Here is a 21,990-nt window from a genome sequence, read left to right as displayed (position 1 = left end):
GCGGGCCTGGACTGCAAGATAGCGGACTCAAGCGGTACGCCATTCCGATCCAGGCAGGCGCCGACGCTTAAGCTTGTCGGATTATGGTGGATTGCGTACTGGCCGCTTTCGGGCGGCAATCGCGAGAAGGCGGACGTTTATTCAGGCGGCGGGGCAGGGGCTCGAACGCCCGCGGGTGGTGGGAAGCGGAATGGCCGCTGTTGGGCCGCCGGCTGCGCCAAACGGCCATTCGTTCGAGTAGCGGCCACAAGGTTTTAAACGGCTGTCGATCTCGGATACCGAACCTTCCGATCTCTGAAGATCATTTGTGGTAGCTGCCTATCATTTTAGAAAACGGCACGTGGTGCTTAAACATCCGGGCAATGACGGAAAGGTATGTTCAGAGTCAGAAATAAACTGGTCTATCGTACTCGTTTTTTTACTTGGATCGGTCTGCGAGTTACGCTGCCCACCTATACTCGCCGTCGAGCAATCGGTTCAGGGCGTCGACGGGGATCGGTCGACTGATGAGATATCCCTGGATCATGTCGCAGCCGACGCTTTCGAGGAACGCATAGCAACCCGGCTCCTCGACGCCCTCCGCCACCACCTTCAGGCCGAGCGCGTGCGCCAATTCTATCGTGGACCGGACGAGGATGGCGTCGTCGTCGTTGCGATGCGCGAACTGCACGAAGCTGCGATCGATCTTCAATTCGCTGAGGGGCAGTTGCTGAAGATAGCTCAGCGTCGACTGGCCGGTGCCATAGTCGTCCATCGACACGGCGATGCCGAGCTTGCGGTAGCGCCGCAGCGCCGCGACTGCCGCAGCGCCATCCGCCATGGCCGCCGATTCGGTCACCTCGAAGACCAGCGCCGATGCCGGAACATTCCCGCTTCCGACCAGCTCTTCCACCGCGGCGTTGAACGACGCCGACGACAGCAGCTTTGCGGAGATGTTGATCGCCGCGGTCACGTGCGGGTGGTGCGGTCGCCACGCCGCGACGTCGCGGATGACCTGAGACAGCACGTGCAGCGTAAGGGGGGCGATGCGGTTGGACCGTTCGGCGGCCGGGATGAACAGGTCCGGGCCGATGAAGCCGCGCTCGGGATGCCGCCATCGCACCAGCGCCTCGACGCTGGCGATCCTTTGCTGCGCGAGATCGTATTTGGGTTGGTAGAAGACCTCGACCTCGCCGTTGGCGAGGGCATTGTCCAGCTCGCCCATCATCGAGATCGACCGTTCGAGTTCGGCGACATCCGCGTCGGCGCGCTTCCAGAACATGTCTGCGGATTTCGCCTGCTCGGCGGCCAAGGCCGCGTTGGCCAGCAACCGTTCCATGTCGGCGGACGGCCCGGTGGTGATCCCGAACGACATCGCGACGTCGACACGGCGCCCGCCGACTTCGACCGGTTGCAGCATGATGGCGCGCAGTCCGTGAAGCGTGTCGTTGACCGGCTGTTCCTGCGGCAGGAACAACGTCAACTGCTGCTCCGTCGTCCGGAAGACGAGGTTGTCCTCGCCGACCAGGGCCAGCCGTTCGCTCACGCGACGGATGACGTCCGATGTCTTCGCCTCGCCGAGGACCGCACGGATCGCATCGAAGTTGCCGACCTGCGCGACCGCCAGGATCACGCTGTCGCTGCGGCGGCTCCAATCCAGCAGCGCCCGACCGTTGGGAAGCCCCGTCGCCTCGTCCATCGCGCGTTGACTGCGGAACCGGTCGGTGACCTCGCGGGTCAGGCACAGGATGCCCGTCAGGCCGATCATCGCGGCGGCGGTGGCGATGGGATAGGTGACCAGCAGGACGTGCTGCGCATAGAGGACCGCGCCGACGAGCAGGCCGATGCCCAGGGTCGCACAGACGATGCTGCCGATCGGCGAACGGCGGGACAGCATGGCGAGGGCGATCGTCGCGGCGACCAGCAGCATGAGGGTGCGCGATCCGCGGGACGGCACCCCCCGCGTCAAGGTTTCCGCGGCCAGCGCCTGAACGACCACGCCTGGCAGCACGCCCCATTGCGGCGTGCCGTAGCGATCGCCCATCTCGACGGCGGTCGCCCCGATGAGGATGTTGCGACCCCTGACCGCAGCGGGATCGAACCGGCCGTCGCGGACGGCGACGAAGCTGAGCCGGGGAATGGTGGAGGGGTCGATCGACATGTCGATCGGGAACTCCTGGTCGACGACCCCGGAGCGTGCGGTCATGTATGCCGAGAGCGACGGGCGGGGCTGGCCGGCGGTCATCGTCGCCATCGTCATTTCGCGCACTTGGCCGTCGGGGTCGGGACGAATGCTGACCGAGGCCATCGCGACATCCGCGCGCAACATCGGGATGGGCAGTGCATCGATCGTCCGACGATCCTGGCTGCTGGCGCCTTGCCCGAAGGTCGGCAATGCGACCAGGCCTCTTGCGCGGTGGAGTGCTGCCGCAAACGCCCGGTCGCCCGCGGTGTCGGACGGTGACGAGAAGTCGACGTCGAACACGATCGACGCCGCGCCGGCTTTCCGCAGACGATCGACCACAGATGCATAGTTCGAACGGGACCACGGCCATCGCGCGATCGCGGCCGCGCTTTCGGCATCCATCTCGACGATGGCCAGCTTGCCGCTTGCCTGGCGTTCCAGCAGCCCGAAGCGAAGCGGCATCAGCATGCGGTCGATCGCGGCTCCGGTCAGGCCGAACATCATCGCGAAACCGAACGTCACGACGAGCAGGAGCATCAGCCACGAAGATGGCCGGTCGTCGATGCGTGAAAGCGGGCCGCGCACGGTCAGAACGTGCGGGCGACGCGGAACGACACGCGTGGCCGTTTCGAATTGGTGTCGAAGCGATCCGCATTGAGCGGGAAGGCGACCTCGATCATGCCGTCGAGCACGCCATAGCCGAGCTTCGCCCCCGTGCCGGTGGACAGCAGGCTGCCCCCTCCCGGCCCGTCGCGCAGATTGTCGACATAGCCGCCGTCGACGAACCCATAGAGCTGGACGCGATCCGGGCCGCCGTCCACGCGCCCGAGGTCGGCGCGCAGTTCCACCGAACCGAGGATGCCCTGATCGCCGGTCCGCTCGGCATAGTCGTAGGCGCGCCCGAATGCCGGGCCGCCGGCGCCGATTTCGGCCGTCGCCAGCAGTGGGCGCGATGCAAGCTGCCCGGACGATGCGACCGTGACCGAGAACGGACCGAAGACCCCTGCGGACCAGTCGATGGTGTAGCCCCAGGTGACGAAACGTGCGTCGCCGTCCGAACGCGATGTCCGGGGATCGCCTTCATGGCTGACGCCCTCGACCGGCAGTCCGCCGACCATCGAGATTTCACCTCGTACGACGCCCGGCCCGACGTTGCCCGTGCCGTTTATCGTCCCGGTCAGCGTGACGATCCGGTCGTTGCGGAGCATCGTTCCCGACAGCGCCTGATCGCTTTTGAGCGCGCGCAACTCCACCGACGCCCAGGCGCTTCGCCGCCTGCTCCGCAGGAGCGGCCGGACATAGCCCAGCGCGACGTCGACGCTGTTGCCGACGACGTCGAGGGGTTTGAGCGATGCGCCGGGGTTCGCCCGACCTACGGACGCAGAGACGGTGGCCATGCTGCCCCGCGCGTCGAGGGGCGCGGCATAGACACTGCGCAGGAAAGCGAATTCGCTGGGTTCGACCGGTGTCGCCGCGGCGATGAGGCGAAGTTCGTCACCGGCTTGCGCGACGCCGCGCAGGCTGGCGAGCATCGTCGCACGGATCGGCCCGACCTCCGCGCTTCCCCGATTGTCGACCTGGAGATAGGCGCTCGCCTTGTCCTCGGTGGCCGTCACCAGCAGGATGCCGAAGCCGTTCTGCCGTACATAGCTCGTCCCCTTCACCGTCACGCCCGGTATGTCGCTGACCAGCAGGATCGCCCGTTCCAGCGTCCCCCGCCGGACCGGGGCATCGGTGACCAGCGCCTGTGTCAGGATGCGATCGGCCAGGGGGCTGGCGATCCCGATGACGCGAACCGCGGCGATCTTCCCTTCGTCGAGACTGACGTGCAGGATGCCGTCCTTCATCGGCTGCGGCGGAATCGACGCGCTGGCGAACGGATAGCCCGCGCGACGGGCGACGTCCGCCACCGCGCCCGCCAGTTGCGACAGGTCCGATGCGCCGAGCGTGCGTCCGAGATACGGGACGAGGGTCGAGGCGAAGGCACCGGTCGCGACCTTCACGTTGCCGTTGACAAGAATGGCGGTCGCGATCCGGGACGGGGGCACGGCCGCCGCGCCTTCGGCCACCGGGGCCACACGGACGCCGTGCATGTTGGTGTCGGAACTAACCGGGGCGGGGCGTGGAAGGGCTTGCTCGGTGATCGTAGGATCGGCTCGGTCGAGGCGCACCTGCGCCGACGCCATCGGCACGCCATAAGCGCACGCTGCGCCCAGCGTCGTCAGGATCAGTTCTCGGCGCATCGTATCCCCTCACGCGATTCTCATGAGCAATAACGCCACAACCGTTGGCAAAAGGTTGCGTCCGCTGCCGGTAACGAGTGATTCACCGTGGCATTGAACGCGAAAGTAACGCCGCATCCCTATGATTTCCCCTTTCAGGGCGATGGCGACCCAGGGGAATGAGGGTGCGGAAGCAAATTTTGGCTTTGTTGGTCGCCAGCTGTTCGACAGCCGCGATCAGCAAGGAAACCGGTTGGTCGATCAGCGAAGCGAGCGGCGTCGTGCGCGTCTCCCACGCCGGGATCATCCGCGTCGTCAGCCGTGGCGGTGCGGTTCTGCCGGGCGATACCGTCACCACCAGCTCCGGGGGACGCGCGGTGCTCGTGCGCGGCACGGAATTCATAATGGTCGCTTCGGCGTCCCAGCTGCGCCTGCCGGCCGAAGAACAGGCGGGCGGGCTGACCCGGGTCATCCAGAACTTCGGCAACGTGGTCTTCATGATAAAAAAGAAGATGACTCCGCATTTCGAGGTGAAGACGCCTTATCTGGCCGCCGTTGTGAAGGGCACCACCTTCAGCGTCGGCGTGTCGCCGCAAGGCGCGTCGGTGCAGGTCCTGGAAGGTGCGGTCGATGTCGCCACCGGGGACGGGGGCGCGCACGACCTGCTGCGGCCCGGATCCGTCGCCCTGGTGGGGTCGGGCAACATCTATCGCATGCAGGTTCAAACCGGCGAGGTCGTCAGGACGTTGCAGTCCCCGTCCATGCCCGCGACGGGGGACACGGCCGGACCGAAGGTCACCGTGCCGCCCGAAATCGCGGAGGCCGGGGGCGAAGCGGCTCCGGCTCCGGCATCGGCCGCGACCCCGCCCGTCGATCCGCGCGGGCAGGCCATCTTGGCACCCGTCGGCGCGGTTCCGGCGGTCGACATCACCGCCGCGATCTACGAAGCGCCGGTTTCGCTGTCCAACACGACGGGCGGCCTCGTCACCGGCACGCTGGGCAGCGCTGGCATCGCCGATCTGGCGGAGGTGGCGACCATCACCAGGAACGTCACCGAGGCGTCGTCCGCTGCCGTCAAAGCCGTGAAGGTCGCGGTCGAGACGACCGCCGCGACCGCGGTGCAATCGAGTGCGGCGGCTGCCGTCGTGCGACAGGACCAGGCATTGACCTCGACCGCCGCATCGAGCGCCGCCGCCGATAACGCCAGCAAGGAAGCGGCGGACGCGGCGCAACGCGCCAGCGATGCCGCGGCAAAGGCGGCGGCCGACAAGGCGGCGAGCGACGCCGCGAAGGCGGCGGCACTGGCGCAGGCGGACGCGGCGGCAAAGGCGGCGGCGGATGCGGCGCAGCAGGCCGCTGCCGCGCAGGCGGACGCCGCGGCGAAGGCTGCGGCACAGGCGCAGGCACAGGCCGACGCCGCGAATGCCGCACGCGCGGCAGAGGTCGCCGCGAACGCAGCGAACGACACATCAGCGGGCCAGGCCGCGACGGCGGCCAACGCGGCCGCTGCAAAGGCGGCGCAGGATGCGCAACGCGCCGCGGATGCCGCCGCAGCCGCTGAAGTCGAGCGTGCGGCCAAGGCTGCCGCGCAGACGGCCGCCGCGATCGCGGCGGACCAGGCCGCGAAAGCCGCCGCAGCCGCAGCCGACGCGGCCAAGTCTTCGAGCGATCCTGCCATGCAGGCGGCTGCGCAACAGGCGAGCGGTGAGGCCGCCCGGGCGGCGGACGCTGCGGCGGCCGCGGCCGCTGCGGCGACGCAGTCGGCGATCGACAAAGCCAATAAGGAGGCTGCCAGGATCGCCGCGGAACAGGCGTCAGAAGCGTCGAAGCTCGCCGCCAAATCCGCGCAGGACGACGCCGACAAGGCCGCCAAGGATGCGGCCAAGGCCGTCGAAAAGGCCGCCAAGGACGCGCAGCAGGCTGCCGAGAAGGCGGCGAAGGCCGCGGCGGATGCCGCGCAGGCCGATGCCGACCGCGCCGCGAAGGACGCGCAGAAGGCAGCCTCCGACAAGGATGCAGAAAAGGCGGCGAAGGACGCCGCCAAGGCAGCGGACGATGCGGCAAAGGCAGCGCAGGAGCAAGCCGCGAAAGACGCGGAAAAGGCGGCGAAGGATGCCGCCCAACAGGCTGCGAAGGCCGCCGCCGATCTGGCCAAGCAGCAGGAGGAAGCTGCCAAGGACGCGAAGAAGCTGGCTGATGAAGCGGCGAAGATCGCGGACCAGGCGGCTAAGGATCTGCAAAAAAAGACCGATGACGCGGCTAAGGCTGCCCAGGACGCGCTTAAGAAGGTCAAAGGCTAAACCGTGAGGTCAGCGCTCATGATATTTGAAGCGCGTATGGAGCCGAGAACGCCTTGTGTTGGAACAGCCTGGCTTACCGCAAAAAACTTTGGAAGTGTTCGCATCGAGTTCGTAGATACATCGAAGAGCGGTGCTCGAATCAAGGGGCTTCTTGGCTTGCGCAATGGAGCTATTGTCGAATTACAAGTAGAGCAACCCCGCCTAGGGGCGAAAACATGTCGCGCCGTAGTTCGGTGGGTGTCAGCCGATACAGTCGGCCTTCAATACCTCAGGAGCGATCAAAAATTAACGCCTTAGCTTTTTGGCTATTGAAATATGCAGAAGGTGTAATTTAAATGCTTGAACCTTATAGGCAGGCTGAATTGCAGGTTGCGTTGCAAGAGGCGCTGCAAAAGGCAATGGCTCTTGCCGAGGCATGCGATCTAACTCTAGTACTGGCCAATCTTCAGCAGACTATTGATGGAATGCCGGGTCCAAGACATCTAGTTTGATACTGCCTTTAAAGCCGCGCCCCCATCGCCGGTCGGCGTTCCCGTTTTGTCGAGCGTGTGACCGTTCCCGCCGACGGCTAGCGTACTGAAGATCACGACCATCCCCGTCACCGTGCCCGGCGAAGCTGGCAGGCGAGCCCGCAAATCGCCCAGCGTGATAGCTCCCGCTGCCGTCCCGGTGGCGATAGAGAAATGGCAGCGTCAGCTATCCTAGGATCGGTCTATACTCATTTCTCGATCCTGATTCGAGAATGCAAAGCGCGATCAGGTCGATCCACAGGTTGGTGAGCCCTCATACATTGGCAAATCTCATAGCTGCCGCGATCGTGGCGTAATCTCGTCAGGAATAAGCACGTTCGCGAGCTGGCACCGTCACGCAATATTGGCGGTGAGCAGCGATTTCTGATGGAGCCATGATCGTCGTGCTGAAGAAGACTTTTCTGGGTCTGGTTTGCTTGACGGGTGCTTCAGCGGCCATCGGATCCTCAGCACCGGACCGAACGGGCGAGCGTGCGCAAATGATCAGCTCGATCAAGGCAGCGGCTGCTGACGTTCCAGCACTGCGAGATGATCCCTTTTTTCGAGCAGCGGTTGCGGTCGAGGCAAAGCTTCCACGCGAGGATTTCGTACCCCGCGCTGCCGAGCCACAAGCCTATATCGGGGCACCATTGGAAATCGGCTGGCAGCAGACAATTTCCGATCCTTACGTCATGGCGATCATGACAGCCGCGGTGCAAGTGCATCGCGGATCCAGCGTACTGGAGATCGGGACCGGCTCCGGCTATCAGGCCGCGATCCTCGCCGAGTTGGGCGCGGAAGTATCTACAATCGAAATCGTCCCGCAGTTGGCAAGCCAAGCAGCCACTGCCTTGCGCCGGCGCGGCTATCGGAATGTCCATGCCCGCGTCGGAGACGGCTTTGCGGGCTGGCCTGAACGAGCGCCCTTCGACGCGGTGATCGTTACCGCCGGTTCTGCGAGCGTTCCATCGCCGCTACTCGATCAGTTACGGATAGGCGGGCGTCTGGTGATGCCGATCGGCCCCTCCACGGCGACCGAGCGACTAGAGGTCTTCACAAAGCAGGCTGACGGTAGTGTCGTCGCTTGCTCGCTGGGTTGGGCAATGTTCGTGCCCCTCACGGGACGTGGGTTTGCGCCCGATCGTCCGGGTATCGGCGATCATGGCAAGCCATGGTGCTTCGGGGCATCGGTCACCTGATCTATTGCAGACGACCGATGGAAAGTGAGACGGACGCATAGGCCCTCTGCACTGTTAGGGATGGTGCAGTCCGCCTGATGCAGGGCGGCGATCGCAGCCACGAGTGCCAAGCCGAGCCCCGCGCCTTCTGTGTTGCGACTGGCATCCCGCCGGTAGAAGCGTCGAAACACCTTCTCACGTTCATCAAAGGGGATCCCAGGACCGTTATCGCATATTTCCGCCACTGCTTCGGCACCAACGATATGCAGGCGAGAGACGATATGCGTTCCGGGCGGAGTGTGGACGATCGCATTCTCTATCAGGTTGGTGAATAGCTGTGCGAGAAGACCGGGGTCGCCGATGACGGTGACCCCTGCGGCATGGTGAGCAATGAACGTCTGCCCGGAGTCCTCAACCACGGGCAAGTAGGCCGCATGGATACGATCGAGCAGTTCGGACAGGTCGACGGGACCGAAGTGACGTCGCCCGACACCTCCCTCGATCGACCCGATCCGCAGCAGGGCCTCGAACGTCGCGAGGAGTCCGTTGGTCTGCTCGACGGCCGCGTCGATACTGTCGGGATCTCCGGCACCTGACGCCTGCAATCTTTCGAGCCGTTGGTGGAGCCGGGTAAGTGGCGTGCGCAGGTCGTGCGCAATATCCGTCGATACCTGCCGCAGCGCCTCCATCGCCGCGTCCTTCCGCTCGAGCATCCGATTGAGGTTGCGGGTGAGGTCGTCGAACTCAGGGCCGAACCCGATCATCGGCAGCCGTTCCGCGCTGTCCCCATCAATGATCCGGTCGATGGCGCGATTGACCATCGCGAGCCTGCGCAGGAAGACGCGCCCAACCAGATACCCGCCGATCAATGCGAAGGCAGCGATCGCGATGCCACTCCAGATCGTGAAGTATCCGAGACGCTGGCGTAGCTGCTGAACATCGAAGCTGTCGGTGGCTACAACGAGCAGCAACCCGTCGGGCAGCTGCGTTACCCGCGTTACGAGATGTTCGACGTGTCGCGAACCATCGAAATCCTCGGGCACCGCAACGCTTCCTTGACCGATCCTGGCGGCTTGCAGCGGCAGGTCGCCGGATAGCCGGTGTCCCGTTTTGTCGGTCAGGAGATATCGATAGGGCGGATCCGCGTCGCTACCCCGGTGCCGCGCGATGGCATCCGTCAGTCCAGAGAGACCCAGCTCGGCATATTCCGCGGCCAGAACCGACGATTCCGCCCGCAGCATCCCATCGCTGGCTTCTCGGGCGAAGTAACCGACCTGCCGCTCCACGGTGAATAACAGAGCGCCTGCGCCAAGCGCCACGACGACCGCCAGCATCAGGGCGAAGCGAAAGGCTGCGCTTCCAAACGCGGCCGGCATGAGAGACCTAACCCGCATCGATCCGATATCCAGCGCCCCGAACTGTCTGGATCAGTTCACGTCCGAAGCCGCGATCGACCTTGGCGCGCAACCGGCTCATGTGGCTCTCGATGATGTTGGTCTTGGGATCAAAGTGAAACGACCAGACATTCTCGAGGAGCATCGTGCGGGTCACCACCTCACCTGCGTGCAACATCAGATATTCGAGCAGTTTCAGTTCCTGCGCCTGCAAATCCACTCGCTGACCCGCGCGCGTCACGTTGCGGCGGATGCGGTCGAGGACCAGATCGCCGACTGCAATCGTGGCGGCGACCTCCGAGATAGGGGGGCGCCGCGCGAGCGCGTTAATCCGGGCGAGCAGTTCGGTCGCCGCGAACGGCTTCGCCAGATAGTCGTCGGCCCCCGCCTCGAGCCCTTCGACCCGGTCCTCGACGCCGTTCATGGCCGTGAGGAAGAGCGCCGGAGTTCGTATTCCCGCCGCCCGGATGGCCTTGAGCGCCGGCAGGCCGGCAATGCCGGGCACCATCCGGTCGAGGATCAGAACGGCGTAATCGCCGGAAGACGCCAGGAAGATCGCGTCTTGCCCGGTCGTACAGGCGTCGACGACATGGCCTGCGCTGCTCAGGACGCGCTCCAGGTCCTCACGCGTCCCGGAATCATCTTCGAGCAACAGGAGCTTCATCGACTGATGATCCGCTTTCGCAACGGAGGGGACAAGTTGGACATAATCAATCTTGTCCTCACCTGCGGCGAAGGTTGCCGCTCCTAGAAGTCTACACTGTAACCTGCCCCAAGGAGTGTGTGTCATGAAAGACGTGCGATTGATGCTGGGTCTGCTGTCCGTCGTGGCGATGAGTGGGACAGCCGCCGCGGCACCAACGAAACTGAAGGGACACCAGTACGCCGCTCAGGCGAAAGTCTCTCTCGCCACGGCACGGCAGACCGCACTCAGGGCGCGTCCCGGCACGGTCACCGATCAGGAGCTGGAACGGGAGAAGGGTGGCAGCGGCCTGCGCTATTCCTTCGATATCACCAGCCACGGCAAGCCTTACGAGGTTGGAATTGACGCGCGAAGCGGCGTGATCCTCGAGAATGTTGCCGAAGGCAAAAACCCGGACTGACCAACATCGAGATCCCGACGCATTGGCCAGCGTCACCGGCCAGGAGGCGTGACAGAAGCATGTTGATCAGGGGGATCAGGAAGGGCGTTCAGCCCATTCTGCTCGCAGCGTTGCTGGCGGGATGCGCGCATTACACCGCGCTTCCGCTCACGCGAGACATACCGCTCGCGCCGTCTGTCGGCGCGCTGCAGGGTGCCGCGGAAGATCATGGAGCGTTATCAGTCAGTGACGTCGTGACGTTGGCGCTGGCAAACAACCCGGATCTTCGCGCGGCGCGCCTGAAGCGGGGCATTGCCGAGGGGCAGGCGACGCAAGCCTCGATCCTCGCCAATCCGTCCCTGTCGGGCGCTTTCCTGCCTCTGCTTTCGGGGGCAGGCACCGTCCCGGCGTGGAATCTGGGACTGGCACAGGACATCAAGAGCCTCGTCACCTATCGCGCGCGACGCCGCGCTGCCACTGCCAGCACCCGGCAAGTTGCGGCCGATCTCGTCTGGCAGGAATGGCAGGTCGCCGGGCAGGCGCGCCAGCTTGCCACCGACATCATCATCGGCACGCGCAGCCGCCCGACCTATGTCGCGGCCTACGAACTCCTGTCCGATCGCAACGGCAAACTCGAGCGCGCGCTCGCTGCCAGAACCGTGACGCTCGTCACCGTCGCCCCGGACCGTGTCGCGCTTCAGGCGGCGCGCACGTCGCTCAACACGCTCGACCAGACTTTGCTCTCGCAGCGGCACCAGCTGAACGCCCTGCTGGGCTTGACGCCCGATGCGGTCGTGCCGCTTGCGACCGCGCCCGACCTTCCGCCGTTCGACCCCGCCGCGATCCGTACAGGGCTTGCGACCCTGCCTGATCGCCGGCCCGACCTGCTCGCACTGCGCCTCGGCTATGCAGCCGCTGACGAGCAATTGCGCATCGCGATCCTGTCGCAGTTTCCTGAGCTGATCCTTGGCGGTTCCGCGTCGAGCGACAGTTCGAAGGTCATCAACGGCGGGCCGAACGTGCAGGTCGGCTTGCCCATCTTCGATCGCAACCAGGGCAATGTCGCGATCGCGCGGGCGACGCGAGCGCAGCTTCAAGCCGATTATTCTGCGCGGCTAGCGGCCGCTACCGGTACGGTCGGCGCGCTGCTGCGCGAATATGAGCAGCTCGCGGCGCAACTGGCGATCGCGCGTCGCGATCTGCCTGCCGCCCGCATCGCCGCGTCCCGGGCACAGGCGGCGTTGAGTGCCTCCAATATCGACGAGCGGGGCTATGTCGACCTCGTCTCCAACCGCTTCGCCAAGGAAGAGGAGATCATGACGCTGGAACTCGCGCTGTTCGATCGTCAGATCGCCATACAGACGCTGGTCGGCGCGGGCCTGCCGACGATGAACTTGTCCGCCGAACAAGCGGGGAGCGGTCGGTGATGCCGCCTCATCCGAGAATATCTGCTGCTCTGCTTCTGCTTTTGGTCACGGCTTGCAGCAGCGGATCCCCCGCGCCGGATGCCAGCGATACCCCGACGCCCAGCGTTCTCGTCAACACCGTCGCACCCCGCCAGGGTGCGCTACCGGCGATCGTCACGGCTTATGGCTCCGTGGCACCTTCCGAGATCGGCACCCGGACATTCAATGAAGCGCAGCCAGGCCAGGTGACGCGGCTGTTCGTCGCTCCAGGTAGCGCCGTGAAGGCCGGACAGACACTGGCGACCTTCGTCACCGCGCCGACTTCGCGCAGCACCTACGAACAAGCGGTGAGCGCTCTCGCCGCAGCGCAGAAGGCGCGCGCCAGCACGGCGCAGCTGCTCGCGCAGCAGCTCGCGACAACCGATCAGCTGGTGCAGGCGGACAAGGCGGTATCCGACGCACGGACCTCGCTCGCTGCGCTGCGCGCCGAGGGGGCTGGCACCCCTGTCCATACCATCGTGGCACCGTTCGCGGGCGTCGTCACCGCCGTCGCGGTTGCCCAGGGTGATCGCACCGCAGCGGGCGCGACCATCCTGACGGTCGCGCGATCGGGCGGAATTGTCGTCACGGTCGGGATCGATCCGTCGCAGCGCGGCGCGGTCGTTGTCGGGCAAGCGGCGTCGCTGAAGCGCTTGTCGGGCGGCGGTACGATCGAAGGTAGCGTCGTGCGGGTCGACGGCGCGTTGAATGCCGTGACCAAGATGGTCGACGTAGACCTGTCCTTCCCCGCGGGCGCACTCCTCCCGGGCGAGCCGATGCAGGTCGACATCCGCACTGGCGCGGTCACCGGATGGGTCGTGCCGCACGCGGCCGTCGTGACCGCCGGTGGCAGCCCGAGGATATTTCAGGTGCAGAGCGGCAAAGCCAAGGCGGTGCCGGTCACCATCAGACTGTCGTCGGACGCGGGCGACGTCGTCGATGGCACACTGTCTCCACAACTACCGCTGATCGTCGCCGGTGCTTATCAGGTCACCGACGGCGATGCCGTCCGGAGCCGTTGATGCTAGAGCGGCTCCTGCGCACCCAGTCGCGCGCCTTCGTCCTTGTCGGCTTGGCGCTGGCGCTCGCGGGGATCGTCGCAGCGTTGTCGTTGCCGATCGGGCCCTTCCCTCAGGTGTCGTTCCCGCGGGTCGTCGTCGATCTCGATTCCGGTAGCCGCCCCGCAGATCAGACCGCGCTGACCGTCACCCGTCCAGTCGAGGAGGCGATCCGCGCCATCCCCGGCGTCAACAACGTCCGTTCCGAGACGGCGCGCGGGACGGCGCAGATTTCGATCGACTTCGGTTGGGGGCGCGACATGATCGCGAGCACGCTGCTCGTCGATACCGCGGTCGGCCGGATCCTGCCGTCGTTGCCTGCCGGCACGCAGTACAATGTCCGCCGGATGGACCCGACCGTCTTTCCGATCATCTCCTACGCCTTGGTATCCGACACGGCGGATCCAGCCCAGCTCCAGGACTTCGCACGACTTCAGATTACCCCGCTGCTGTCCTCCATCACCGGCCTTGCGAAGGTCGGTGTGCAGGGTGGTGACACCGCAGAGGTCGAGGTACTCGCGGACCCGCAACGACTCGCGAGCTACGGCCTGGCGATGGCGGACCTTGCGACAGCCATCCGCAACGGCAACGTGTTGAGTGCGGTGGGGCAGGTCCAGGATCGTGGTCGACTCTCGCTTGTTATTGCCGATCGCAGCGTCGCCAGCGCTGCGCAGGTCGGCGACATCGTGGTCAAGGCGGCCCCGGCAGGGGTCGTTCGGGTGCGGGATGTTGCGACCGTGCAAACCGGTGCCGTGCCCGTCTGGCAGCGGATCGTCGAGGACGGAAAGCCCGCGGTACTGTTCAACATCTATGAGCAGCCAGACGGAAACGCGGTTCAGATCGCAAGACAAGTGCAGGCGAAGCTGGCGGGCGTGAAGCTGCCCGCCGGGGTAAAGCTCGTCAACTGGTACGATCAAAGCGAGCTGGTGACCCAATCGGTCGCGAGCGTTCGCGACGCGGTGCTGATCGGCCTCGTACTCGCGGCGCTGGTGCTGCTCCTGTTTCTGCGCAGCTGGCGCGTTACGCTCGTCGCCATCATCGTCGTGCCGGCAACGCTGGCGACCACGGTGCTGGTGCTGAGCATCCTCGGCATGAGCTTCAACATCATGACCCTGGGCGGCATCGCCGCAGCTGTCGGGCTGCTGATCGACGACGTCATCGTGATGGTCGAGCATATCGCCCGCCGCGCCGGCGAGCTGAAGCCGGATGGAGATGTCGTCGGCAACGCCGCGGTCATCCCGGCTGCGCGGGAGTTCATGGCACCGCTGACCGGATCGAGCCTGGCGACGCTGATCGTGTTCGTGCCCCTGTCGTTCCTGACCGGTGTGACCGGTGCTTTCTCCAAGGCGCTGTCAGTGACGATGGCGGCGGCACTTGCCATCTCCTGGGCGATGACCGCCTTCGTCGTGCCGGTTCTCGTGCGGTGGCTGGTGGACTTTCGCACATGGAAGGATCCCGGCGTCGCCGGTGAGGGGCGGCTCGCCGTGGTTCACGACAAGGGCCTTGATCGCTTGTCGGCCCGGCCCTGGCTGCTCCTTGTCATTCTCGTGCCGCTCTTGGCGGTCGGCTATATCGGCTACTCCAAGGTGCCGACGGGCTTCATGCCGAAGGTCGACGAAGGCGGCTTCGTCATGGACTATTACACCTCGCCCGGCACGTCGCTGGACGAGAGCGGGCGTCAGGTCGGTCAGATCGACCGTCTGCTTGCAGCCAATCCGGAGGTGCTGACCTTCTCGCGGCGGCTCGGCACCGGCCTCGGCGGTGATCTCGGCCAGAGCTACCACGGCGACTATTTCGTTCGACTGAAACCGGACCACAGCCGCCCGACCGAGGAAGTGGCCGCCAGTGTTGCCGACGAGATCGGGGTGAAGGTGCCAGGCGTCCAGGTCGAGGTCGCGCAACTTATCGAGGATCTGATCGGCGATCTCACCGCCGTTCCGCAGCCGATCGAGGTCAAGCTCTATTCGTCCGACCCCACCGTGCTCGACGCTCAGGCGAAGAAGGTCGCTGCCCTGATCGAGAAGATCGATGGCGTCGTCGAGGTGAAGGACGGGGTTCAACTGGCAGGTGACGCGCTCGATGTCCGCGTCGACCCGGTCCGCGCCGGCGTCGAAGGGATCGCGCCCGCAGACGTCGAGACACAGCTGTCGACCGCCCTTAGCGGCACCGTCGCCACAACCCTTGCCCGACCCGACAAGGCCATCGACGTGCGCGTCCGGCTTCCGCAGGCGATGACGATTAGCCAGGCCGGACTTGCGCAACTGCCCATCCGAGCCACTGATGGCCATGTATTCCCGCTGTCGCGTGTCGCGTTCATCGAGGCAGTCGTTGGACAACCGCAAATCGCCCGCGAAAACCTGGAACCGATGGTGGCCGTGACCGGTCGCATTCAGGGCCGCGGGATCGGGGCTGCCGTCGGCGACGTGACCAAGGCGCTCGACCAGCCAGGCGTGCTGGCACTCGGCATCCGCTACGAGCTGGGCGGCCTCTACCAGCAGCAGCAGATCGCCTTCGCGGGCCTCATCAAGGTGTTCGGTGCAGCTCTCGTCGCCGAACTGGTGCTGCTCCTTGTGCTATACCGACGGTTCTGGTTGCCCGTCATCATTATCGGCTGCTCGCTCCTGTCGACCACGGCCGTGTTCACCGCGCTGTGGCTCGCCGGCGTCGACCTCAACATCACGGCGCTGATGGGCATGACGATGATCATCGGCATCGGCACCGAGATGGCGATCTTCTACATCTCGGAATTCGAGGAACTCTGCCACACCATGCCGCCCGTCGTCGCGACGCGCGAGGCAAGCCGCAATCGCCTGCGTCCGATCACGATGACGACGCTGGCGGCGATCTTGACGCTCCTGCCGCTCGCCCTCGCGATCGGCCAAGGCTCAGGCATCCAGCAGCCGCTCGCGATCGCGATCATCGCCGGCCTGTTGCTGCAATATCCGCTCGTCCTCCTGGCAATGCCGATCCTCGTTCGGCTGACCCTACCGCATTCCGACCATGATCCTGCCATTTCAGCACAAGGAACTGCACAATGAAGAGGGTACTGACGACGGCCACCTTGGCGCTGACCTCCTTCGCTGCGGCAGGGGCTGTCCCGCCGGCGCCAGCGTATCGCGTCACAGCTACGATCTCCGGTCCGAATGGCGGGGGATGGGATTATGCCCGCGTCGATCCGGTCGACCACCGCCTCTATATCGCCCGGTCGACCTCGGTCACCGTCATCGACACCAGAGGTGAGCGAGCAGTCGGATCGATCGGCGCCATCGCGCATGGTCATGCGGTCGTACCTCTTCCCGGTGGGCGCGTGATGGCGACGAGCGGCGACGATGCCTCAATCCGCTTTCTTTCAACCTCCGATGGTCGCGAACTGGGCCGTATCGCGGTCGGCGAAAAACCGGACGCTGCGATCGTCTCGGCCGACGGCAAAACTGGCTTCGTGATGAATGCCAAGGCCGGCTCGGTATCGATCATCGACACGGCTGCGATGCGGACCTTGCGCACGGTGCAGCTCAAGCCCGGCCTCGAATATGCAGCGCTGACGCCGGACGGCACCCTGTTCGTCAACAACGAAGACGAAAACGAGATGGAGGTCGTCGACGTGCGGCGTGGCACGGCCGCTGCGCCGATCGCCTTGCCAGGGTGCACCGAGCCTTCTGGCCTCGCCTATGACGCGAAGGCGGATCGCCTCATTGCCGCATGTGCCAACGGCAAGGCGGCCATCGTCACGGGCTCCAACCACAAACTTTCGCAGCTGGTCGACATAGGCGCAGGCCCGGATGCCGTTATTCTGGATCCGCAGCGTCGCTTGGCGTTTATTCCCTGCGGCAAGGACGGAGTGCTGGACGTGCTGTCTCTCGAGGGCGCCGTCGTGAAGCGCGTGGGCCGTATCAAGACTGCGGTGGGTGCACGGACGGGGGCGCTCGATTCAGACAGCGGTGCCATCTACTTGCCGACAGCGTCGTTTGGCCCGCCAGCCAAACCTGGTGCTCGCCCGGTTGCAACGCCTGGCACGTTCAAGGTCTTGGTCGTGAAGCCGGCGTGACGGAGCCATATGGACTATTTGGGGTAACTGCGCTTGCACGAATTCTCACCCGGGCGGCGCTGGTGGCGCTTGGCGGAGCGCTTTTGCTCGTCGTCGCGGCGTTTGTCGCGACGGGCCGGGTAACGGGCTTCGATGCGGCCATTCTCGTGTGGGTGCGCGAGCGCACCGGCGATCATGCTTGGCTGATCGCCATCGCGCGGGTCGTGACGGTGATGGGAAACAATGCCACCCTGTGGATCGCGACTACGGTCGCAATCACGGTGTGCGCAATAAGGCAACGCTGGCAGTGGTGCGCCTTCCTCACAGGCACAACCGCAGGCGGGGCTGTCATCATCAGTGTGATCAAGGCGGAGGTGGGCCGGCCCAGGCCGATGGTAGTCTCGCATCTCGTGGATGTTCAGACCGCAAGTTTCCCAAGCGGGCACGCCATGGACTCTGCCTTCGTCTATGGATCGATAGCTATTGCCATTGTGGCAGGCGCTGGTGACGGGCGTCGATGGGATCTGGCGGTCGTCGCTGCCATGCTTCTGGTGTTTGCTATCGGTGCGTCGCGGATCGTCCTTGGAGTCCACTGGCCAACGGATGTTGCAGCTGGATGGGCAATTGGCTTGTGCTGGACGGCCACCGTGACACAGGTTTTCGCCCAACGGATTGGCGGACAGCCACGGACATTTGGCAAGCAGACGCTGCTCATGAGCGAACCCAAGTGAACTGGCTGGCACGTTTCTTCAAAAGTCGGCGCAAACACGGTGGGCGCGTTCAGTCTGAGCAAGCCGGCAAATACGTCCAGCAAGATGAAGGCTGTCGAAGCCAACGGTGCATGGTTCCTGCGCCTTCTCACAGCCAAACTTTATGGACTGATCAGACTGGATCAAACCTCGCTGCGCAACCGTGCCGTCATTCGGTGCGACATGGTGGCGGCGCGGATGGCGCACGTCGGCGATCATTCACACCGACCCGCTACCTCGCCGTCGGTGGGGCCGGCGATCGCCGGGGCTATGTCACCGCCATCCGGGCCTTCGCGCTCAGCGGAAAGCGGGGCGATCGCCTGACGATGATCGGCTATGGTCGACACCGGCGCCGGCTCGAGCATTGGGCAAAGGCGCTGGGCATCGACGCAATCGTTGCATTCTCGTCAGTCGATCTGCCCCCCAACCTTGATGTAAGCTTGTTCGATGCGCTGATCCTCGTTTCGTACGAGCCTGAGCGTCTCTCCTCACTCGTGCGAACCGCTGCCGAACTTGATCTCGCGGTCGTAGTCCCCGACGATCACGCTGACGTACTTGCCATCACGTCGCCGACGCAAACGTCGTACACGGCGACGCCATACGACAGCCTGTCCTACAGTCTTGCACTTTCGCAGATATCTGCGGCGTGATGCTCTCACATCCGATACGCCTGGATGGCGCCGTCAACCGGCTGTCAGCGCTCGATGATCGCGATCCCCGCACAGGAGTTTTATTATGACTGCGATCAGCAACCTGGTTGCCACGTTGGCGGGCTGGATCGTCGCCGCGATCGCTGCGACCGGATATATTGGCATCATCGGTTTGATGGCTCTCGAAAGCGCCTGCATCCCGCTGCCGTCTGAAATCATCATGCCGTTCAGCGGTTATCCGGTCGCGACCGGTCGCCTGGACCTGTGGCTGGTAGCGATTGCGGGAGCGGTCGGCTGTAATCTCGGATCAGCTCTTGCTTATGAGGCGGGGCGCCGCGGTGGCCGTGCCATGGTCGACCGTTACGGACGCTGGCTCCTGCTCACACCCGAGGATCTTGACCGATCGGAACGGTTTTTCGAGCGCTTTGGCGGCGCGGCTGTTCTGATAGGTCGGATGTTGCCGGGCATCCGCTCGTTTATCGCGCTGCCCGCGGGGATCGCCCGGATGCCGTTGCTGCGCTTTCACCTCTACACGTTCATAGGGTCTTTGCCTTGGTGCCTCGGACTGGCCTATGCCGGCCAGGTCCTCGGGAGCCGCTGGAACACAGATCCGAGATTGTCGGCCTTGTTTCACAAGATCGACCTGTTCCTGCTGGGCGCGATCGTGCTGGCGGCAATATGGTTCGTCCGACGTCGCCTGACGGGGGTGCGAACTTCACGCGCCACAGAAACCGATAAAAGTCAGGGGTGACCTCGGGACCCCTCGTCTGCAACCGGAGCGGGGTGCCGCTACATTGGGACTTTGTATAGTCGGCTCCAGCAACGCCCACTCTTTCGTGACTAAGCCGTCACGATGCGCCACACTTTCCTTCTGATCCCGATCCTGCTTGCCGGTTGCGGCGAGAAGACCGCAAAGCCCCCCGCACCGCCTGCCCATGCCGAGACGATCGCGCACGAAAGCGAGCTGCTGAAGCTGACGCTGACGCCCGAGGCGCAACGTCGCCTGGGCATCAGCCTGGAGCGCGTCGGCGGAGGATCGGCCACGGCGACGCGTGAGGTGGCCGGCGAAATCGTGGTCCCGCCGATCAGCGCCAATGGTGTGCCGGTCAACTCGACGACCAATCTCCAGCAGATCGGCAGCCAGCAGGCCGCAGCCGATGCCGAACTGGCGCGCGCATCGGCGCAGGCCCGTCTCGCCCGGATCGCGCTCGAGCGGGCCGAGAGCCTGGTGCGCGAGGAAGCCGGCAGTGTCCGGGCGCGCGACGAAGCAGCAGCAGCCCTAGCAGCAGCGCAGGCGGCATTAGGCGCGGCGCGGCAGCAGCGCCGTTTGCTTGGGCCGGCGGTCGCCTCGCTCGGTTCGCAAGCGGTGCTGTGGGTCCGTGCGTCCGTGTTCGGCAGTGACATGGGGAATGTGCGTCGGGAGACCGCCGCGATGGTCCGCACGCTCGGCGAGGCCGGCGCGCCACACAGCGCCCGTCCGGTGCAGGCGCCGCCATCCGCCAATACCGTCGCCGGCACCGTCGACCTGTATTACGGCATCGACAACCGCGATCGATCCTTCCGGGTCGGGCAGCGCGTGTCGATCGACCTGCCACTTGCCGGGCAGACGGAGGGGTTGTCGGTGCCGTCCGCGGCGATCCTGCGCGATATCAACGGCGGCGAGTGGGTCTATCAGAAGACCGCGCCCGACACCTTCGTCCGCCAGCGTGTCGAGGTGGCATCGGAGAGCGGCGGACGGGCGCTGCTGGCGCGCGGACTGTTCGCCGGGGCACAGGTCGTCACGGACGGCGCGGCCGAACTTTTCGGCACCGAGTTCGGGGCAGCGCACTGATGCTCGGCCGGCTCGTCCATTTCGCGCTGTCGCAGCGCGTTCTCGTTCTCGCGCTCGCCGCGCTGCTGGTGGTGCTCGGGGTCCGCGCCGGGCGCGACGTGCCGCTCGACGTGTTTCCCGAGTTCGCGCCCCCGATGGTGGAAATCCAGACCGAGGCACCGGGTCTGTCGACCGAGGAAGTCGAGAGCCTGGTCACGGTGCCAATCGAGACGGCGGTCAACGGCGTACCCGGCCTGATGACGCTGCGATCCAAGTCGGTGCTGGGCCTGTCGTCGGTGCAGATCCTTTTCGAGCACGGGTCCGACGTGATCCGCGCCAGGCAGATGGTCGGGGAGCGGATCGCGCAGGTGCAGCCTCGCCTGCCGCTCGCGGCGCGCCAACCGGTGCTGATGCCGCCGCTGTCCTCGACCAGTCGCGCGATGAAGGTCGGACTTTCGTCGACGAAGCTCGACCAGATGCAGCTTTCCGAGCTGGTGCGCTGGACGATCCGGCCGCGATTGATGGCGGTGCCCGGCGTCGCCAACGTCGCGGTCTGGGGACAGCGCGACCAGCAGTTGCAGGTGCTGGTCGATCCCGATCGTCTGCGCGCTTCCGGCGTGATGCTGGCGGAGGTGCGCGCGGCAGCGGGCGACGCGGTTCTCGTCGGGGGCGGCGGGTTCGTCGACACGCCCAACCAGCGACTCGCCGTCCGGCAGACCGGCACCGTGCAGACAGCGGCGGACCTCGCTCAGGCGATCGTCAAGCAGGCGGGCGAAGCGCCGGTCCGGATCGGCGACGTCGCGCGCGTGGTCGATGGCTTCAACGCACCGATCGGCAATGCCATCATCGACGACGGCCCCGGCATCATGCTGATTGTCGAGAAACAGCCTACCGCCAACACGCTGGAGCTGACCCGCGCGGTCGAGGCGGCGTTCGACGAACTGAAGCCCGGCCTCAAGGACGTGAAGGTCGACACGACCATCTTCCGGCCGGCGACCTTCATCGAACGCTCGATCGACAATCTCACCCACGCGCTGATGATCGGCTGCGCCTTGGTCGCGGCGGTGCTGTTCCTGTTCACCCGCGACTGGCGGCAGGCGACGATCAGCCTCGTCGCGATCCCCCTGTCGCTGCTCGGCGCGGGGCTGATGCTGCTGTGGTCCGGTGCGACGATCAACGTGATGATTATCGCCGGCCTCGTCATCGCGCTTGGCGAGGTAGTCGACGATGCGATCATCGACGTGGAGAATATCGCGCGTCGCCTGCGGCTGAACCGCGAGTCCGCCGATGCCAGGCCCGCGTTCGCGGTGGTGCTGGCCGCGTCGCTGGAGGTCCGCTCCGCGGTGGTGTTCGCCTCCCTGATCGTGATGCTGGTGTTCGTGCCGATCTTTTTTCTGGGCGGGGT

The 21,990-nt window shown here is 65.3% G+C and carries 18 protein-coding genes; 14 read left to right on the top strand and 4 right to left on the bottom strand.

Annotated elements, in window-relative coordinates:
- Nucleotides 1-439: 439 nt before the first annotated feature.
- Together LPN01_RS18700 and LPN01_RS18695 are read right to left on the bottom strand one after the other, a co-directional pair.
- Nucleotides 440-2,701 carry a putative bifunctional diguanylate cyclase/phosphodiesterase gene (locus LPN01_RS18700; RefSeq protein ID WP_262829937.1) on the bottom strand — a complete coding sequence of 754 codons (2,262 nt, stop codon included), beginning with the start codon at nt 2,699-2,701 and terminating at the stop codon, nt 440-442.
- Between the two features lie 50 nt (nt 2,702-2,751).
- On the bottom strand, nt 2,752-4,407 hold the full coding sequence (locus LPN01_RS18695; protein WP_262829936.1) for a ShlB/FhaC/HecB family hemolysin secretion/activation protein: 1,656 nt from the start codon (nt 4,405-4,407) through the stop codon (nt 2,752-2,754).
- 185 nt (nt 4,408-4,592) lie between these two features.
- Here LPN01_RS18695 and LPN01_RS18690 point away from each other — a divergent pair, with 185 nt between their 5' ends.
- From LPN01_RS18690 to LPN01_RS18680, 4 genes are all read left to right on the top strand, one after another.
- Nucleotides 4,593-6,686: a FecR family protein gene (locus tag LPN01_RS18690; protein ID WP_262829935.1), complete on the top strand. Its 2,094-nt coding sequence runs from the start codon at nt 4,593-4,595 to the stop codon at nt 6,684-6,686.
- Nucleotides 6,687-6,704: 18 nt separating this feature from the next.
- Nucleotides 6,705-6,983 (top strand): PilZ domain-containing protein, encoded by a 279-nt coding sequence (locus LPN01_RS19170; RefSeq protein WP_410482856.1) that lies wholly within the window; start codon nt 6,705-6,707, stop codon nt 6,981-6,983.
- Between the two features lie 38 nt (nt 6,984-7,021).
- The gene (locus LPN01_RS18685) at nt 7,022-7,177 is read left to right on the top strand and encodes a hypothetical protein (protein ID WP_262829934.1); all 156 of its coding nucleotides are present in this window, start codon (nt 7,022-7,024) and stop codon (nt 7,175-7,177) included.
- A gap of 413 nt (nt 7,178-7,590) precedes the next feature.
- Nucleotides 7,591-8,394: a protein-L-isoaspartate(D-aspartate) O-methyltransferase gene (locus LPN01_RS18680; protein ID WP_262829933.1), complete on the top strand. Its 804-nt coding sequence runs from the start codon at nt 7,591-7,593 to the stop codon at nt 8,392-8,394.
- Here the strand turns inward: LPN01_RS18680 and LPN01_RS18675 are convergent.
- Together LPN01_RS18675 and LPN01_RS18670 are read right to left on the bottom strand one after the other, a co-directional pair.
- Nucleotides 8,355-9,749, bottom strand: a complete 1,395-nt coding sequence (locus LPN01_RS18675; RefSeq protein ID WP_262829932.1) for a sensor histidine kinase — start codon at nt 9,747-9,749, stop codon at nt 8,355-8,357. The genes LPN01_RS18680 and LPN01_RS18675 overlap by 40 nt on opposite strands.
- Before the next feature lie 7 nt (nt 9,750-9,756).
- Nucleotides 9,757-10,431, bottom strand: a complete 675-nt coding sequence (locus LPN01_RS18670) for a response regulator transcription factor (RefSeq protein WP_262829931.1) — start codon at nt 10,429-10,431, stop codon at nt 9,757-9,759.
- Nucleotides 10,432-10,555: 124 nt separating this feature from the next.
- Here LPN01_RS18670 and LPN01_RS18665 point away from each other — a divergent pair, with 124 nt between their 5' ends.
- The 10 genes from LPN01_RS18665 to LPN01_RS18620 all read left to right on the top strand — a co-directional run.
- On the top strand, nt 10,556-10,870 hold the full coding sequence (locus LPN01_RS18665; protein ID WP_262829930.1) for a PepSY domain-containing protein: 315 nt from the start codon (nt 10,556-10,558) through the stop codon (nt 10,868-10,870).
- A 59-nt stretch (nt 10,871-10,929) separates the two neighbouring features.
- Nucleotides 10,930-12,276: a TolC family protein gene (locus LPN01_RS18660; RefSeq protein ID WP_262829928.1), complete on the top strand. Its 1,347-nt coding sequence runs from the start codon at nt 10,930-10,932 to the stop codon at nt 12,274-12,276.
- The gene (locus tag LPN01_RS18655; protein ID WP_262829938.1) at nt 12,276-13,316 is read left to right on the top strand and encodes an efflux RND transporter periplasmic adaptor subunit; all 1,041 of its coding nucleotides are present in this window, start codon (nt 12,276-12,278) and stop codon (nt 13,314-13,316) included. The genes LPN01_RS18660 and LPN01_RS18655 overlap by 1 nt, the downstream gene beginning before the upstream one ends.
- Nucleotides 13,316-16,390, top strand: coding sequence for an efflux RND transporter permease subunit (locus LPN01_RS18650; protein ID WP_262829927.1), 3,075 nt, complete (start codon nt 13,316-13,318; stop codon nt 16,388-16,390). Before LPN01_RS18655 ends, LPN01_RS18650 begins: the two co-directional genes overlap by 1 nt.
- Nucleotides 16,387-17,397: a YncE family protein gene (locus tag LPN01_RS18645; protein WP_262829926.1), complete on the top strand. Its 1,011-nt coding sequence runs from the start codon at nt 16,387-16,389 to the stop codon at nt 17,395-17,397. Before LPN01_RS18650 ends, LPN01_RS18645 begins: the two co-directional genes overlap by 4 nt.
- The gene (locus LPN01_RS18640) at nt 17,394-18,107 is read left to right on the top strand and encodes a phosphatase PAP2 family protein (protein ID WP_262829925.1); all 714 of its coding nucleotides are present in this window, start codon (nt 17,394-17,396) and stop codon (nt 18,105-18,107) included. The genes LPN01_RS18645 and LPN01_RS18640 overlap by 4 nt, the downstream gene beginning before the upstream one ends.
- Nucleotides 18,104-18,775 carry a hypothetical protein gene (locus LPN01_RS18635; protein WP_262829924.1) on the top strand — a complete coding sequence of 224 codons (672 nt, stop codon included), beginning with the start codon at nt 18,104-18,106 and terminating at the stop codon, nt 18,773-18,775. Before LPN01_RS18640 ends, LPN01_RS18635 begins: the two co-directional genes overlap by 4 nt.
- Before the next feature lie 85 nt (nt 18,776-18,860).
- A complete protein-coding gene (locus LPN01_RS18630) occupies nt 18,861-19,526 on the top strand; it encodes a DedA family protein (RefSeq protein ID WP_262829923.1) in 666 nt (221 codons plus the stop codon).
- A gap of 102 nt (nt 19,527-19,628) precedes the next feature.
- The gene (locus tag LPN01_RS18625; RefSeq protein WP_262829922.1) at nt 19,629-20,606 is read left to right on the top strand and encodes an efflux RND transporter periplasmic adaptor subunit; all 978 of its coding nucleotides are present in this window, start codon (nt 19,629-19,631) and stop codon (nt 20,604-20,606) included.
- Nucleotides 20,606-21,990 (top strand): efflux RND transporter permease subunit (locus tag LPN01_RS18620; protein ID WP_262829921.1); only part of this gene is annotated, 1,385 nt, incomplete at its 3' end. The genes LPN01_RS18625 and LPN01_RS18620, both read left to right, overlap by 1 nt.

Source organism: Sphingomonas sp. A2-49, assembly GCF_025548555.1.
GTDB lineage: Bacteria > Pseudomonadota > Alphaproteobacteria > Sphingomonadales > Sphingomonadaceae > Sphingomonas.
The sequence above is the reverse complement of the archived record's forward strand: the minus strand, read 5'-3'. Positions and strand labels throughout refer to the sequence as shown.

Bases quoted from the DNA above. Each gene is read 5' to 3' on its own strand.
- LPN01_RS18700 (WP_262829937.1), bottom strand. From the start codon at position 2,701: ATGCTCCTGCTCGTCGTGACGTTCGGTTTCGCGATGATGTTCGGCCTG.
- LPN01_RS18695 (WP_262829936.1), bottom strand. From the start codon at position 4,407: ATGCGCCGAGAACTGATCCTGACGACGCTGGGCGCAGCGTGCGCTTAT.
- LPN01_RS19170 (WP_410482856.1), top strand. From the start codon at position 6,705: ATGATATTTGAAGCGCGTATGGAGCCGAGAACGCCTTGTGTTGGAACA.
- LPN01_RS18685 (WP_262829934.1), top strand. From the start codon at position 7,022: ATGCTTGAACCTTATAGGCAGGCTGAATTGCAGGTTGCGTTGCAAGAG.
- LPN01_RS18680 (WP_262829933.1), top strand. From the start codon at position 7,591: ATGATCGTCGTGCTGAAGAAGACTTTTCTGGGTCTGGTTTGCTTGACG.
- LPN01_RS18675 (WP_262829932.1), bottom strand. From the start codon at position 9,749: ATGCCGGCCGCGTTTGGAAGCGCAGCCTTTCGCTTCGCCCTGATGCTG.
- LPN01_RS18670 (WP_262829931.1), bottom strand. From the start codon at position 10,431: ATGAAGCTCCTGTTGCTCGAAGATGATTCCGGGACGCGTGAGGACCTG.
- LPN01_RS18665 (WP_262829930.1), top strand. From the start codon at position 10,556: ATGAAAGACGTGCGATTGATGCTGGGTCTGCTGTCCGTCGTGGCGATG.
- LPN01_RS18660 (WP_262829928.1), top strand. From the start codon at position 10,930: ATGTTGATCAGGGGGATCAGGAAGGGCGTTCAGCCCATTCTGCTCGCA.
- LPN01_RS18655 (WP_262829938.1), top strand. From the start codon at position 12,276: ATGCCGCCTCATCCGAGAATATCTGCTGCTCTGCTTCTGCTTTTGGTC.
- LPN01_RS18650 (WP_262829927.1), top strand. From the start codon at position 13,316: ATGCTAGAGCGGCTCCTGCGCACCCAGTCGCGCGCCTTCGTCCTTGTC.
- LPN01_RS18645 (WP_262829926.1), top strand. From the start codon at position 16,387: ATGAAGAGGGTACTGACGACGGCCACCTTGGCGCTGACCTCCTTCGCT.
- LPN01_RS18630 (WP_262829923.1), top strand. From the start codon at position 18,861: ATGACTGCGATCAGCAACCTGGTTGCCACGTTGGCGGGCTGGATCGTC.
- LPN01_RS18625 (WP_262829922.1), top strand. From the start codon at position 19,629: ATGCGCCACACTTTCCTTCTGATCCCGATCCTGCTTGCCGGTTGCGGC.